Source organism: Sphingomonas sp. MMS12-HWE2-04, assembly GCF_044881185.1.
In the GTDB taxonomy this organism is placed as follows: domain Bacteria; phylum Pseudomonadota; class Alphaproteobacteria; order Sphingomonadales; family Sphingomonadaceae; genus Sphingomonas.
This window is the reverse complement of record NZ_CP173254.1, coordinates 2,256,836-2,271,509: the sequence shown is the minus strand read 5'-3', so window position 1 is coordinate 2,271,509 and position 14,674 is coordinate 2,256,836. Positions and strand designations below refer to the sequence as shown.

General features: G+C 67.4%; 13 protein-coding genes. 5 read left to right on the top strand and 8 right to left on the bottom strand.

From position 1 onward, the window contains the following. Positions 1–20 precede the first annotated feature (20 nt). The 3 genes from AB2M62_RS10440 to AB2M62_RS10430 are packed head-to-tail and all read right to left on the bottom strand — an operon-like array spanning position 21 to position 4,169. Positions 21–1,550 (bottom strand): DHA2 family efflux MFS transporter permease subunit, encoded by a 1,530-nt coding sequence (locus AB2M62_RS10440; RefSeq protein WP_404333514.1) that lies wholly within the window; start codon positions 1,548–1,550, stop codon positions 21–23. An 11-nt stretch (positions 1,551–1,561) separates the two neighbouring features. After that, complete coding sequence (locus tag AB2M62_RS10435; protein ID WP_404333512.1) at positions 1,562–2,707, bottom strand: HlyD family efflux transporter periplasmic adaptor subunit; 1,146 nt, start codon at positions 2,705–2,707, stop codon at positions 1,562–1,564. Next, positions 2,700–4,169: an efflux transporter outer membrane subunit gene (locus AB2M62_RS10430; RefSeq protein ID WP_404333510.1), complete on the bottom strand. Its 1,470-nt coding sequence runs from the start codon at positions 4,167–4,169 to the stop codon at positions 2,700–2,702. The genes AB2M62_RS10435 and AB2M62_RS10430 overlap by 8 nt, the downstream gene beginning before the upstream one ends. Before the next feature lie 101 nt (positions 4,170–4,270). Here AB2M62_RS10430 and AB2M62_RS10425 point away from each other — a divergent pair, with 101 nt between their 5' ends. Continuing rightward, a complete protein-coding gene (locus AB2M62_RS10425) occupies positions 4,271–4,900 on the top strand; it encodes a TetR/AcrR family transcriptional regulator (RefSeq protein WP_404333508.1) in 630 nt (209 codons plus the stop codon). A gap of 14 nt (positions 4,901–4,914) precedes the next feature. Here the strand turns inward: AB2M62_RS10425 and AB2M62_RS10420 are convergent, their stop codons facing one another. Continuing rightward, positions 4,915–6,249, bottom strand: coding sequence for a M28 family metallopeptidase (locus AB2M62_RS10420; protein ID WP_404333507.1), 1,335 nt, complete (start codon positions 6,247–6,249; stop codon positions 4,915–4,917). A gap of 719 nt (positions 6,250–6,968) precedes the next feature. Here AB2M62_RS10420 and AB2M62_RS10415 point away from each other — a divergent pair. Together AB2M62_RS10415 and AB2M62_RS10410 are read left to right on the top strand one after the other, a co-directional pair. Then, positions 6,969–8,567, top strand: a complete 1,599-nt coding sequence (locus tag AB2M62_RS10415; RefSeq protein WP_404333505.1) for a putative bifunctional diguanylate cyclase/phosphodiesterase — start codon at positions 6,969–6,971, stop codon at positions 8,565–8,567. Continuing rightward, the gene (locus AB2M62_RS10410) at positions 8,564–9,295 is read left to right on the top strand and encodes a hypothetical protein (protein ID WP_404333504.1); all 732 of its coding nucleotides are present in this window, start codon (positions 8,564–8,566) and stop codon (positions 9,293–9,295) included. The genes AB2M62_RS10415 and AB2M62_RS10410 overlap by 4 nt, the downstream gene beginning before the upstream one ends. 17 nt (positions 9,296–9,312) lie before the next feature. On the opposite strand, the gene AB2M62_RS10405 is transcribed toward AB2M62_RS10410, so the two are convergent. Both AB2M62_RS10405 and AB2M62_RS10400 read right to left on the bottom strand, forming a co-directional pair. Then, positions 9,313–9,768 (bottom strand): YaiI/YqxD family protein, encoded by a 456-nt coding sequence (locus tag AB2M62_RS10405; RefSeq protein WP_404333502.1) that lies wholly within the window; start codon positions 9,766–9,768, stop codon positions 9,313–9,315. Then, a complete protein-coding gene (locus AB2M62_RS10400; RefSeq protein WP_404333500.1) occupies positions 9,765–11,510 on the bottom strand; it encodes a DEAD/DEAH box helicase in 1,746 nt (581 codons plus the stop codon). The genes AB2M62_RS10405 and AB2M62_RS10400 overlap by 4 nt, the downstream gene beginning before the upstream one ends. 342 nt (positions 11,511–11,852) lie before the next feature. Here AB2M62_RS10400 and AB2M62_RS10395 point away from each other — a divergent pair, with 342 nt between their 5' ends. Continuing rightward, a complete protein-coding gene (locus tag AB2M62_RS10395; protein ID WP_404333498.1) occupies positions 11,853–12,164 on the top strand; it encodes a hypothetical protein in 312 nt (103 codons plus the stop codon). On the opposite strand, the gene AB2M62_RS10390 is transcribed toward AB2M62_RS10395, so the two are convergent. Next, complete coding sequence (locus AB2M62_RS10390) at positions 12,149–12,586, bottom strand: GAF domain-containing protein (protein ID WP_404333497.1); 438 nt, start codon at positions 12,584–12,586, stop codon at positions 12,149–12,151. The two genes, AB2M62_RS10395 and AB2M62_RS10390, sit on opposite strands and share 16 nt — an antisense overlap. A 123-nt stretch (positions 12,587–12,709) precedes the next feature. Then, complete coding sequence (locus AB2M62_RS10385) at positions 12,710–13,864, bottom strand: NAD(P)/FAD-dependent oxidoreductase (protein WP_404333495.1); 1,155 nt, start codon at positions 13,862–13,864, stop codon at positions 12,710–12,712. A gap of 222 nt (positions 13,865–14,086) precedes the next feature. On the opposite strand from AB2M62_RS10385, the gene AB2M62_RS10380 reads away from it, so the two are divergent. Then, positions 14,087–14,647 (top strand): hypothetical protein, encoded by a 561-nt coding sequence (locus AB2M62_RS10380; protein WP_404333494.1) that lies wholly within the window; start codon positions 14,087–14,089, stop codon positions 14,645–14,647. The last annotated feature ends 27 nt before the right edge of the window (positions 14,648–14,674 follow it).

The window sequence follows — 14,674 nt, the reverse complement described above, 5'->3', positions numbered from 1 at the left end:
GTGAGCCCGCCCCACTCACTTCAGTGCGCGGCGCCCATCGCCACCGCGCGGGTGGGGCGAGGGGTCAGCCAGATGATCATAGCGGCACCTGCGAAGATGAAGGCCGAGATCAGGAAGATATGGTTGGTCGCCAGTGCGAAGGCTTCCTTGTCGACGAGTTGGGCCATGACGCTGCGGATCTGATCGAGCGAGAAGCCCTGCGCGGTCATCGCGTCGACCGTTCCCTGCGTGTTCAGTCGAGACACGATCTCGCTGCGCGCGACGCGGGCGCCATCGTCCCACATCGTCGCAGAGATGGACGTGCCGATCGCACCCGCCATCGTTCGCATGAAGCTCATCACGCCCGCCGCCGAAGCGGTTTCGTGCGGCTCGACTGCGCCGAGTGCCAGCGTGGTCAGCGGGATGAAGAAGAACGGCATGCCGACACCCTGCAGGAGCTGTGGGAAGGCGAGCGTCCAGAAATCGGCCTGGCTGCTCCAATGGACGCGGAGCAACGATGTCATGCCCAGCCACAGGATGCCGAAGCAGACCAGTGCGCGCGGATCGACCTTGGTCGAGAGCTTGGCAACGATCGGCGACATGATCACCGCCGCAACCCCGGTGAAGGCAGTCGCGTAGCCCGCATAGGTCGCGGTGTAGCCCATGCTGGTCTGCAGCCATTGCGGGATGATCACGGCCGAGGCGAAGAAGGTCGCGAAGGCGAAGGACAGCGAGGTTACGGCGACGGTAAAGCCGCGGTGGCGGAACACGCGCAGGTCGACGATCGGCTCGCCCTCGGTAACTTCCCAGGCGAGGAAGACCGCGAAGCCGATCGCGGCGATCACGCCGAGCGAGACGATCAGCGGATCGTTGAACCAGTCATGTTCGCGACCGAGATCGAGCAGGATCTGAAGCGCGGCGATCCAGAGCAGCATCAGCATCAGCCCGATCCGGTCGACGCGGAGCTTCTCCGTAGGAGTCTCGACCGAGCGCAGCAGATGCATCGCGCCAAAGGCGCAGATCGCGGCAACCGGGATGTTGATGAAGAAGATCCAGTGCCACGACCAGCTATCGGAAATGGTGCCGCCGAGGATCGGGCCGAGGATCGGCGCGACGACGGTGGTCATCGCCCAGACCCCCATCGCCTGGGCGCGCTGCTCGGGCTTGAAGATGCGCATCAGCAGCGTCTGGCTGAGCGGCATCAGCGGGCCGCCGCACAGACCCTGACCAATCCGGCAGGCGACGAGCATGCCGAGCGTGGTAGACATGCCGCATAGCACGGAAAAGACGCCGAAGCCGATCATGCCGAAGGTGAAGGTACGCACGGTGCCGAACCGGCCGGCGAGCCAGCCGGTCAAGGGCACGCACACCGCCTCCGCAACGGCATAGGACGTGATGATCCACGTCCCCTGGCTCGCCGAGATGCCGAGGCTGCCCGCGATGTGCGGCACCGAGACATTGGCGATGGTGGTATCCAGCACCACCATGAAGTTGGTGAGCGCGAGCACCGCACCCGCCAGGATGAGCCGGAACCCGGTAAGGGGCGCCATGGCCTCGGCCTTGCCATTCATCGGACCGGTCCTCAGTTCTTCGAGACGTCGATCTCGGCGTCCATCGACAGACCGACCCGAAGCGGATGCGCCTGCAGTTCCTTGGGATCGAGCGCGACGCGGACGGGGAGGCGCTGGACCACCTTGATCCAGTTGCCCGTGGCGTTCTGCGCCGGGATCAGCGCGAACGACGATCCGGTGCCGCCCGACAGGCCAACGACCTTGCCGTGATATTGGACATCGCCGCCATAGAGATCGGATTTGAGCGTCACCGGCTGGCCGACCACGACCTTGGTGAGCTGGCCTTCCTTGAAGTTCGCATCGACATAAAGCTGGGCGACCGGGACGATCAGCATCAGCTGGGTGCCCGGCGCGACGCGCTGACCGACCTGGACGTTGCGCCGGGTCACGATGCCGTCGATCGGCGCACGGATCGCAGTACGCTGGAGGTCGAGCTTGGCCTGGGCGACCTTTGCCTGGGCCGCGAGCACCTCGGGTGCGGTCGCCGCGGTAGTGCCGCTGATCAGCGCGTTGTTTGCATCGAGCTGGCCGGTGGCGGCGCCGCGCGTGGCGTTCGCCTGGGCCACGCCGGCGCGGGCGAGTTCCAGATTGGCGCGCGCCGAGGCGAAGGCGTTGGTCGCCGAGGTGAGTTCCTCGCCCGACACCGCGCCGTTGGGGGCGAGGCGCTGGCGCCGGGCGAGGTCGACGCGTGCTTTCTCGAAGTCCGCCTGGGCGGCGACGAGCTGGGCACGAGCACGCGCGATATCGGCATTGCGGGCTTCGACCTGCGCGGCGAGGCCGGCGCTGGTCGCGGAAGTCTGGCCATATTGGCGGCGCGCCTTGGCGAGATCTGCTTCGGCCTGGGTAAGCGCGATCTGGGCATCGCTATTGTCGAGCTGGACGAGCAGATCGCCCTTCTTGACGGCCTGAGTATCGGAGACCGCGACGCCCAGCACCTGGGCGGCGACCATCGGGGTCACGCTGGCCGAGTCCGCGCCGACATAGGCATTGTCGGTGCTGATATAGTGGCTGCCGACCAGGGCATACCAGCCGCCATAGCCGATGCCGGCGATCAGTACGGCGCCTGCGATGCCGCCGAGCAGCTTCTTGCGCAGGCTGGGCTTGGCGTCGGCTTCCTGGGCGTTCGCGGGGTGAAGTGCAGGGGCGGCATCAGCCATGGGTCGAGTCCTTGCGTGCGGCAGCGGCCGCGGTGTTAGTGGAAAAGCCTCCGCCGAGCGCGCGGACCAGCTGGACGTCGAGCGTGAAGGCCCGCGCCTCGAGGTCGGCAACGATCTGGCGGCTCTGCAACACCCTCTCCTCGGCGGTCAGAACATCCAGGAATGTCGACAGGCCGCCTTCATAGCGTTGCCTGGCGATGGAATAGGCGGCCTCCGAATCCGTCAGCGCCTGGCGGCTCTCGGAAAGCCGATTGACCAGCGCGTTCTGGCTGGTGACGGCGTCGGCCACTTCGCGGAAGGCGGTGGTGACCGTCGCGTCATAATTGGCAACGGCCTCGTCATAGCCGGCGCGGGCGCCCTTATACTGGCCGGCGAGCTGGCCGCCGCGGAAGATCGGCAGGGTCAGCGCGGGGCCAGCCTGGCCGAAGCTCGAACCGCTCTTGAACAGGTTGTCGAGCCCGAGCGCCTGGAAGCCGATCAGCGCGGTGATGTTGACGGAGGGATAGAAATCGGCGCGCGCGACCTTGATCCGGCTCGCCGCGGATTCGACCCGAGCGCGGGCGGCGGCGATGTCGGGTCGGCGGCCGATCAGATCGGTGGTGACGCCCGCGGGAAGGCCATGGACTTCGGCCGGACCAGCGGGAAGTGCGATGTTCAGGCCGCGATCGGGGCCCTTGCCCAGCAGCGCGGCGATGCGATTGCGGGTGAGTGCGATCGCTTCGTCTGTCGCGGCGAGATCGGCGCGGGCAGCGGGGACGGCAGCGTCGGCCTGCTTCGACTCGGCACGAGTATCAAGGCCGTTGGCGACCCGATCGCCGACCAGCTTCTGCGTCTGGCTGCGCAGGTCGAGCGCCTTGGCCTGGACCGCTCGCTCCGCGGCTAGGCGGGCAAGATCGGCATAGGCGCTGGCGATGTTGGTCGAGAGCACCAGCCGCGACTGTTCGAGTTCGATACGGGCGGCCTCGGCATCCGAGGTGGCGGCGGCGAGCGCGGCGCGATTCTTGCCCCAGAGATCGAGATCGAAGCTGAGATTGGCGGCGAGCTGGCCGCTATCGTTCCAGCCTTGCGGCACGAAGGCGGCGGGGATGCCGTTGTTGTAGCTCTGCTTGGCTTCGGTCGCGCTGGCCTGAACGCCGACCGAGGGCAGGCGCGCGGCGCCGGCCTGCTGGGCATAGCCCTGCGCCGAGCGAAGGCGCGCGGCGGCGGCGGCGAGATCGGGCGAGTCGCTCAGCCCCTCGACGATCAGGCCGCTGAGCTGGGTGTCGCCATAGGCGGTCCACCAGTCGTTGGCGGGCCAGGCCGAGGCATCGGCGCGCGGCGCAAGCGACTGATCCGCGGCGTAGCTGGCCGCGGCCCGAACTTCAGGGCGCGCTCCAAGCTGGGGCACCGGGGCGCAGGCGGAGAGAAGGGCGGACCCGGCAACCGCGGTCAAAAGCAGGGGACGGAAGGTGGAAGCGATCATGGGGTAAAAACCGTACTAGGTGGTACGGCAGCGCAGATGGGCGCGCAGACGCCACTTGTCAAGTGAAAACCGTACCCTATAGTACGGTTATGGAAAAGCTAATGGACAAGCCGGAAAAGGCGCCCGGCAAGCGCGAGGCGCGCAAGCAGGATCGGCGTGAGGCAATACTGGCGGTCGCCCGAAGCGCGTTCCTCGAAAATGGCTATTCAGGTGCGTCCATGTCGGCGATTTCGGCCGAGCTTGGCGGGTCCAAGGGTACGCTGTGGGGCTACTTTCCCTCGAAGGAGGAATTGTTTGCCGCGGTGCTCGACGACGCGACCGCGGCGTATCGCCAGCAGCTCGGTGACTTGCTCAAGCCGAGCGACGACCTGCACGCCACCGTGCTGCAGTTTTGCCGCGGCTTCGTCACGAAGATCACTTCGCCCGAGGCGCTGCGGCTGCACCGGCTGGTCGCGGCCGAGGTCAATCGCTTTCCGGAGGTCGGCCAGATCTTTTTCCGCCGCGCGCCGCAACCGACGCTGGAGCTGCTCGCCGGCTTCTTCGCGGCGGAGATGGAAGCGGGCACGTTGCGACGCGACGATCCCCACCGTGCCGCGCGGGTGCTCGCCAGCCTGTGCATGGGTGGAGCACAACAACGGATGATCTGGGGGCAGGAGATCAGCGCCGAGGAACGCGACCAGGAGGCCGTTGCCGCCGCGGACATCTTCATGCGCGCCTACGCGCCCGAATAGGTCCGCGGTCCGGCTCACTTCTCTTCCGGACGCCCGCCGGGCTTCCAATCGGGGCGGAAGCTGCTGTCGGCCAGCCAGCGCACCGGCACGATCAGCGACTGGATCGCGCGCGTCATGAAGCCGGTGTCGAGATTGGCGAACGTGTCTTCGGGCGTGTGATAGGTCGGCACCACCGCCCAGCCCGAGATGGTGTGGGCGACGATGCCCTTGAGCGCGAGGCTGTAATTGTCCGAGCGCTGGAAGAAATGCTCATCGGGATAGGGATCGGCGGCGAGCAGCGCGCCATGCGCCTTCAAGGTCTCGCCCAGGTTCGAGCGCTCGTACCCCGTCATCATCATGTCGCCGGCCGGCAGCTTGGGATCCTGCGCGCCGATCATCTCGAACTCGATATTGGCGGCGATCTGATCGAGCGGGACCGGCGGGTGCGCACCGAACCAGCGCGAGCCGAAGCCGCCAATCTCCTCGCTGCCATAGGCGACGAACAGGATGCCGCGGCGATGCTTCTTGCCCGCCAGCGCCTTGGCGAGCTCGAGCACGGCGACCGTCCCCGACGCGTCGTCATTGGCGCCGTACATCATCTTGCCATCGGGGCGGAGGCCCAGATGATCGAGATGCGCGCTGAGCAGGATCACCCCAGCCTTGGGATCGGTGCCGGGCAGATAGCCGATCGCATTGGTGGTGGTGGAAACCTGCTCGACCAGCCCGGGTAGCTCGAGCGCCACCGCGGCGCCGTCCTGGCGGGCGAGCGCGTCGAAGGCTGCGTCGGGGAGGGCGAGGATGGTCGGCCGCGGTCGGGCCGGCTCGCCCTTGAAGGTGCGCGGCAGGCGGGGGGCGCCGCCGATCTTGGCATAATAATCGCGGACCTCGGCATTGGCGCGGATGATCACCAGCTTGACCTTCGACGGATCGACCGAACCGGCGAAGCGCAGGCCGTTGCCATCGGCAGGGGAAGCGAGGACGATCGCGGCGCTCGCGGCGGCGGGCTCGCCGGCATAGACGCTGAGCGTGCCACGCACGTCCTTGCCCGAAGAGGAAAACAGCAGCGGATCGGCGACCACGGCACCATTGACCGTGAACACCGCGGGGGATCCGAGCTTGAGACTGACGACCTCTGCCGTCTGGGTATAGCCGGTCATCCCCGGCGCGGTCTGCAGGCCATAGCCGCGAAAGGCGGCGGCGACATAGGCGGCGGCGGCGGCCTCGTCCGGCGTCGCGCTGCCGCGGCCGCGCAGCGCCTCGCCGGCCAGATACGAGGCATGCCCGCGCACCGACGCTTCGCTGACGCTCTGCGCCTGCGCCGCAGGAATGCCGGCCGCCAGCGCGCCGGCGAGAAGGATGGTCTTAAGCATGGGCCCCCGCGATGGAATGTTTCGGCGCGAGCTTAGGAAGGGACGGGGGGCAGGGCAACGGGAAGGTCGCAAAAGTCACAGTTGCGGAGGGGGGTGGCGGGGCTCGATTGACAGGTTGACACGCGATCGGGGTGGCTGGCGGGTCGCGATCGAGCAAGCTGCTGATTTTGCGTCATTGTTCGGAACGGGCCCGGCGCTACGCCACATCGATGCGCCGGCGAGAGGCCGCGATGCGCCTGCGAGGCGAAGGTTGCACACCGCCGAGGCGACGCGAAGCCACATGTACGCGCCGTTGCGGCGACAGCCGCGCGCCCCCAACGCAACAACCGCGCGACGCGGATGCCCGACGCACGCGCCACGTGCGCGCCGGGTTGACGACATGGAGGCGACGCTAAAGCGACCGCGGCGTTCCCAGGCTGCCACGCCTGCGCGCCCATTCGCTTGGCATGCGCGATGCCGGGGCGGGGCTGACAGCCCCAAAAGAGCGGCGCACGAATCATGTGAACGTAGATAGGTCGCCGGGCTGCATGTTCAACGTTTGTTCTTTATTGTCCGCTCGAGCCGAAGGCCAAGGACGCGAGGTAAACGATGCGCCACGCTGGCGCATAAAGCGGGCCGGCGAGCACGCTTTCCGGGGTTATGCGGAGCCGCCAATTCATAGTCTTTTAGCGGCTTAGGCCCGATGATGTGCGCTGGAATCCTTCCTGACAGGCGGCGTTGTGCGAAAATATCTTGGCCGCGGAACGCTGATAAAACCGATCGAGTTCGGAATAATAATTGCGGTAGCGATCAGCTTGTCGTTCGTCTTTGATCGCATCAATGCCTTCGAAAATGTGGTCGTGTTTCTCAACGATCATGAAAGCTGGCAGCTTGACGAATATTTCTTTGCATTCTTCTTTTTGGGTTTCGGCGCACTGATCGTGGCTGTCCGTCGCGGATGCGAGCTGGCGAGCGAAATGCGCCATCGCGAAGCCGCCGAGCAACGCGCGCTTATGCTGGCGCGGCATGATCCATTGACCGGCCTGGCCAATCGCCGCGTGCTCCACGAAGAGCTGCCGGCGCTGATCGACAAGGCACAGGCGGCCGGCGGGCAATGCGCCGTGTTCGTCATCGACCTGGACCATTTCAAACCCGTGAACGACCTTCATGGCCACGAGGCGGGCGACGGCGTGCTCGTCGAAGTCGCGACACGGCTCAACCGCGCGTGCCCCGACGGGTTGACGGCACGGCTGGGCGGCGACGAGTTCGTCGCAGTGATGGCCCATGAGGCGGGCACCGACGCGCCAGCGCGCGCCGCGACGCAGATCGTGCGGATGCTGAGCGCGCCTTATGAGATCGGCGGCCGGAAACTGGAAATAGGCGCGACGATCGGCATCGCCCGCGCGCCGATCGATTCCACCAATGCCGAAGAGCTGCTGCGCTCCGCCGACGTGGCGATGTATGACGGCAAGCGAGCGGGCAAGGGCGTCTACCGCTTTTTCCATGCCGAGATGGACGAGCGCCTGCGCGCTCGGGCGCGGATGGAAGCCGATCTGCGCGCCGCGATCGAGGCCGGTGAGATCATACCGCATTTCCAGCCCGTGATATCGCTCGCGGAAAATCGGATCGTCGGCTTCGAAGCCTTGGCACGATGGCATCATCCGACCAAGGGCATGATCCAGCCCGACGCCTTCATCCCCGTTGCCGAGGATATCGGCGTCATCGACGCGCTCTCCAACCGCATCTTGCGCGAAGGCTGCATCGCCGCGCGCGATTGGCATCCCGACACCACGCTTTCGATCAACATCTCGCCGATACAGCTCAAGAATCCTTGGCTCTCGGCGCGCTTGCTGGGCATTCTTGCGGAGACGGGCTTCCCGCCGAGCCGGTTGATCGTGGAGGTCACCGAAAATGCGATTATCGAAGACATCGCGGCGACGGCGGAAGTGTTCGGTTCGCTGCAGAATGCGGGAATCCGCATCGCGCTCGATGATTTCGGCAAGGGCTATTCGAGCCTGTCGCACCTCCGCCAGCTCAAGTTCAACCATTTGAAGATCGACAGCTCGTTCATCCAAACCATGGATTCGATCGAAAGCCAGCGGATCGTCAAGGCCGTGGCAGGGCTAGGCAAGGCACTGGGCATGCCGGTGACGGCGGAGGGGGTCGAAACCGAAGCCGCGGCAGCGACGCTGCGCGCATTGGACTGTGAACAGGCACAGGGCTATCTGTTTGGAAAGGCGACCAGTGCCGAGCAAGCGGCCGATCTGCTGAACGGCGAGCGCGCCGCCGCCCCCCGGCCTGCCGGTCTGCAATCCGTTCAAAAGGGCGCTGCGGGTTGATCGCCGCGCATTCGCGTCGCGTAGCGCGCGGGATCTGCGCTTGCCTGCTGGCGAGCGCCGCCGCGCCGGCCTGGGCGCAGAACGGGCCCGAGCAGCTTGAGCAGATCGAGCCGGACAAGGGCGAATGGCAGCTCGAATATTTCGGCGCGTTCGGAGGCAGTGGCGAGCAGGCCGTCGAGGCGTCGTATGCCGTGAGCGACCGGATCGTGCTGGGCGCCCAAGTCGAAGTCGAAGGGCCTCGCGGCGGGCTGACGGTGGAGTCGGCAGGGTTAGGTGCGCTCGTGCGACTGATAGAACCGACGGAAGCTCCGATAGGCCTGGGGCTGCAATTCGAGGTTTCGGTTGACCGCGACGGCAGGATTGCGGAGCTGGAGGGGCGAGGTATTGCCGAAACCCGCACGCCCAAATGGTGGCTGCAGGCGGATCTGATCCTGCGCCGCGTGCGCGAGGACCGAGCGCAGGCAACAGGGCTGGCCTACGCAACCTCGATCCAGCGCGGCCTGGGCGAAGATCTCTGGGCGGGCATCGAAGCCTCGGGCCAGATCGCCCGGCTGAGCGGCGAAGACGAGGCCGCGCCTGCGGGGCAGCACTATCTCGGCCCGAGCCTGACGATCGAGAGACCGATCGGCCGTGGCGCCGAGGTCGAGCTGGGATTCGCCTGGCTGCAGCGCGTACGCGGTCGAGGGCCGGGATCGGGGCCCCGGATATTCGCCCAATTCGTCTTCTAGGCCGTTCCGCACCGACCTCACCGGCCGCGCATCACTCCCGCCAGCGCCTCGTCCAGCGCCTGCAGAAACCGCGACCGGTCGGTCTTCGCGAACGGGGCCGGGCCGCCGATCTGTTCGCCGCCGGCGCGCAGGTCGGCCATGATCGCGCGGGTGGCGATCGCGGCGCCGATCGAGCTGGTGGTGAAGGGCTTGCCGGTGGGGGAGAGGACGCGGGCGCCAGCCTTGAGGCAGCGATCGGCGAGCAGGATGTCGGCGGTGACGACGACGCTGTGCGCGTCTGCCGCTTCCGCGATCCAGTCGTCGGCGGCGTCGAAGCCGTCGCTCACCACCTGGCGGCTTACCAGCGGATGCGCGGGAATGCGCAGATGCTGGTTGCTGACGATCACCACCGGCACTTCGCGGCGCCAGGCGACCTTATAGACCTCGTCCTTTACCGGACAGGCATCGGCGTCGACGAGGACGCGCGCGCTCACTGCGGGCGCGGTCCCCGGGGCGGCCCCTTGCGCTGATAGGGCTTGGCCTGGTGGCGCGGCGCTGCGGCGCGGTTGGGACCGCCGCGTGGCGCCCCGCGCGGGCCGCCCTGGCCACCACCGCCGCCGCCATGGCCGCCCTGGGGCGGGCCATCCGAGGGCAGGAAGTGGACGTCGTCATCCTCGGTCGCGCTGCGCTGGACCGCGGTCATGAACTTGCTCGCCAGCCCGCGCGGGACCTGGAAGGCGGTTTCGTTCGGGCCGATGCGGATCGCGCCGACTTCGTTCTTGGTGATCCCGCCGCGGCGGCAGATCAGCGGCAGGATCCAGCGCGGATCGGCGTTCTGGCGACGGCCGATGTCCATCTTGAACCAGGCGACGTCGTCAAACCCTTCGCGATGGACCGGCTGGCGGTCCTCGCGGCGATCCGAATGCGCGCGGTCCGAGATTTCCTCGGGCTGGGGCATCGATGCGCGGTGCGCATGGACGAGCGCGGCGGCAATCTCCTGCGGCGTCTTCTCGGCGAGCAGGCGATCGGCGAGCGCCAGATCCTCTTCGTCGGTCTCGATCGGCGCAAGCAAGGCGGCGAGCAGGCGCTCATGGTCCTGGGCGCGGATCGCCTCGGGAGTCGGCACGTCGATCCACTCGGCGTTGATGCGCGCGCCGCGCAGCATCATCTCGACGCGGCGGCGGCGCGGATAGGGGACGATGAGCACCGCAGTGCCCTTCTTGCCGGCGCGACCGGTCCGGCCCGAACGGTGCTGGAGCGCCTCGGCGTCGCGCGGCATCTCGACATGGACGACCAGGCTGAGCGACGGCAAGTCGATGCCGCGCGCGGCGACATCGGTGGCGACGCAGACGCGGGCGCGGCGATCGCGCAGCGCCTGGAGCGCGTTGTTGCGCTCCGACTGGCTATGCTCGCCCGACAGCGCGACCACCGAGAAGCCGCGCTCGGTGAGCGTGGCGTGCAGGTGACGGACATTGTCGCGCGTGGCGCAAAACAGGATCGCGGTCTCCGCCTCGTGAAAACGCAGCAGGTTGATCACCGCGTGCTCGATGTCCGAGGGCGAAACGGCGACGGCCTGATAGGCGATGTCGCCATGGCCGCGATCCTCGCCGACGGTCGAGATGCGCAGCGCGTCCTTCTGGTAGCGCTTGGCGAGCTGGACGATCGGCTTGGGCATCGTCGCCGAGAAAAGCAGCGTGCGGCGCTCGTTCGGCGAGGCGTTGAGGATCTCCTCGAGATCTTCGCGGAAGCCCATGTCGAGCATCTCGTCGGCTTCGTCGAGGATCGCGGCGCGGAGGTTCGATAAGTCGAGCGCGCCGCGTTCGAGATGGTCGCGCAGGCGGCCGGGCGTGCCGACGACGATGTGCGCGCCGTGGTTGAGCTGGCGGCGCTCCTTCGAGGCATCCATGCCGCCGACGCAGGTGGCGATGCGCGCACCGGTGGGGCCGTAGAGCCAGATCAGCTCGCGGCTGACCTGAAGCGCCAGCTCACGCGTCGGCGCGATGACCAGCGCGTGGGGCTCGCGGGTGGGAACGACGCGGCCGTCTTCGCCGAGCATCTCGCCGGCGATGGCGAGGCCGAACGCGACGGTCTTGCCCGAGCCGGTCTGGGCGGAGACGATGAGGTCGCGGCCGGCGGCTTCGGGTTCGAGCACGGCGGCCTGGACGGCGGTGGGCGCTTCATAGCCGCGCGCGGCGAGCGCTTCTGCGAGAAGCGCAGGGAGGTCTGAAAATGACATGGAACGCCGCAAATGGGGGCGGGAGGGCTCTGACGCAAGCGCTAACTTGGTCCCGATCCGGGCGTCGCCGCGCGGCGGCCGCGACGCGGGCGCGCCGGCCAGCCCCTCGCGCAATGCGATAATGACAATATTGCTGCAGCGCAGCGATAAACTCTGTCGCCAAGCTGCTGATCCGGCGAAGTTAGTTTCGTCGCGGCGCTGGCGGCCGTGCTGGCCCGCGCGTTTTGCGGCGGGGCGTTTACCGTTTGTTAACCTCTTTTAGCGCTTTATGAAGACAGACGCCGGGGATGGCGCAGAGAGACAAACGGGGGCGCAAGAGCAAGACAGCGTGTGAGGCTTTGTATGGCGTATGATGAACTGAATCCGGTGTTCGACACCGCCCACGCCAGGGCCATTCTCGACACGCTGTGGGTGCAGTGGCCCGCCTTCCATACGCTGCGGCCGGCATTGGTCGACGTCGACGATGCACTCGCGCCCGAATTCCTCCACGCCGTCCAGCATCTAAGCGACCTCGGGCTGATCAGCTATGAGGCACTGATCGTCGGGCCCACGGGGCCGGTGGTGCTCGATGCGACGCTGACCGCGCGGGGGCGTGCGATCTGTGCGCGCCAACATGGTGCCGAGCACGAACCGGCGCGTCAACTCGCAGGCTGATTGGCGTCGAGCAGGTCGGCGACCGTCGCCGCGGCTTTGCGCAGGATCTGCAGCGCGGACTCGTCGAACGCGCGATCGGCATAAGCGAGCGCGGCGATCGTGCCGAGCGTGGCGCCGCCCCGCGCGTGGATCGGGACCCCGGCATAGGCATAATAGCCTGCGCGATAGGCGTGGATCGGATCGGCGAGCGCATGAAGCTGGAGTTCCGACTGGGGATCGCCGCCGTCGAACGCGCCGGCGCTGCCCAGTGCCTCGGCCTGGCCGGTGCGGCGGCGGCGTTCGGCATAGCCGCGCAAGTCTAGCACCACGGCGTCGACACCGAGCGCGCAGCGGACCAGATCGGCGAGACTGGTGGCGGCGCAGGTTCGCGGATGCTGCGCTTCATTTGCGGCGCGATGCGGCGACAAGTGCAATGCTTCCAAAATCCTGCCCCTACAACTAAGTGTCGCGTTGCGCACGATCCCTAAAACGGATGCTGCGCGCGAAGCTTTAGCAGCGCAAGGGCTGCAGAACATTAGGGTTTAGTACGGGGGCACGATGCCAGGTTAAAGCGCCTGGCCGGCCGCCCAGCCGCTGGACCACGCCCATTGGAAATTATAGCCGCCGAGCCAGCCCGTCACGTCGACCGCCTCGCCGATCGCATAGAGGCCGGGGACCTTGCGCGCTTCCATGGTCTGCGAGGAGAGATCGGCGGTGGAAATGCCGCCGATCGTCACCTCGGCCTTGGCGAAACCCTCGGTGCCATTGGGGTGGAAGCACCAGTCGGCGAGGCGGCGCTCGGCCTCGGCCAGCGCGCGATCGGGGATGTTGGCGAGTTCGCCGGAGAGCGCGAGCGTGTCTGCCAGCGCCTCGGCAAGCCGATCGGGGAGGGCGAGCGCGCGGCGCAGCGTCGTGCGCGGGCGATCGCGCTTGGCCTGGACCAGCCAGCCGGGCTCGGCCTGGGGCAGAAAGTCGATGCCGATCGGCGCGCCCGGACGCCAATAGCTCGACACCTGGAGGATGGCCGGGCCGGAAAGGCCGCGATGGGTGAACAGCGCCGCTTCGGCAAAAGCCGCCTTGCCGGCACGCGCGACCACCGGCGCCGAGACGCCCGAAAGCTCGCGGAACAGCGCCTGATCGCCGGCGAGGGTGAGCGGGACGAGCGCGGGGCGCGGCTCGACGACCTTCAATCCGAAGCGGCGCGCGACGTCATAGGCAAAGCCGGTCGCGCCCATCTTGGGGATCGACGGGCCGCCGGTGGCGAGCACGAGCGCGGGGGCACTGTCGGCACCGACCTGGAAGTGGCCGTCGGCATGCCCGATCTCGCCGGCGGCGCGACCGGTCTCGATCGTCACCTGGCCGATCGCGCATTCGCCTAGCAGCATCTCGACGATCTGGCGGGCGCTGCCGTCGCAGAACAATTGCCCGAGCGTCTTCTCGTGCCAGGCGATGCCGTGGCGCGCGACGAGTTCGATAAAGTCGTGCTGGGTGTAGCGACGCAGCGCCGACTTGGCGAAATGCGGATTGGCAGAGAGATAGCGATCGGGTGCGATGCCGAGATTGGTGAAATTGCACCGCCCGCCGCCCGAGATCAGGATTTTCTTGCCGACTTCGGGCGCGTGATCGAGCAGCAGCACGCGGCGGCCGCGCTGGCCGGCGATCGCCGCGCACATCAGGCCGGCGGCGCCGCCGCCGAGGATGATCGCGTCGTACTGAGGCATGGAGCGGCGTTAGCCGCGGGACCACGGTTCGTCACCCCCGCAAGATAACGGCCGGGCAAGTCCGCGCTCGACACGACGACCTCGCTTCGTCCAACAGACAGGGAGCAGCCGGCGCCGTGTTGCGTTCGTGGCCGGCGCCGCGATTCCGACCCATGCGCCGTGGAGAATAAGTGCCGAATGCGTGAACTAGTCCAAGCCCGATCGCGGGCGACGATCCGTCCGATGGCGTTGGCAATCGCGCTGTGCACCGGGCTGGTCGCGAGCCACCCCGCTTTAGCGCAGCGTTACGCGACGCGGACCGTGGGGGGCTGGACGGTGTCAGCCAGCAAGGACGGAAGCGGATGCTTCGTCACCCGGACCTTTGGGGGCGATGGCGATACTACGCTGCTGTTCGGGCTCGATGTCGACGGTAGCAATCGCCTTTCGGTCCTCAACGAGAACTGGTCGATCAAGCCGCAGGAAGCGTTGAAACTGACCTTCAAGCTTTCCAAAGGCGGCTATCCCGATCACCCGGTGGTGGGCATGGCGTCAGACGGGAAGCGGGGGTTCGTCACGAATTTCGACCCGAAATTTCCGGACCATTTCGCCAGTTCGAAGGCGCTCCACATCTATCGCGGGACCGTTCCGGTCGAGCAGCTGACACTGGAGGGGAGCGGCGCGGCGATTGCGGAGATGCGGCGCTGCGTCGGTATCCAGGCGACCAAGCCGCCGGGCAGCCCCAGCGAGACACAGCGGTCCGCCCGGATCCCGAAGGACCCGTTCGCGCCCGACGCGCAGCGTTGACCTGATCCTCGCGAGGGGCTGAGAAGT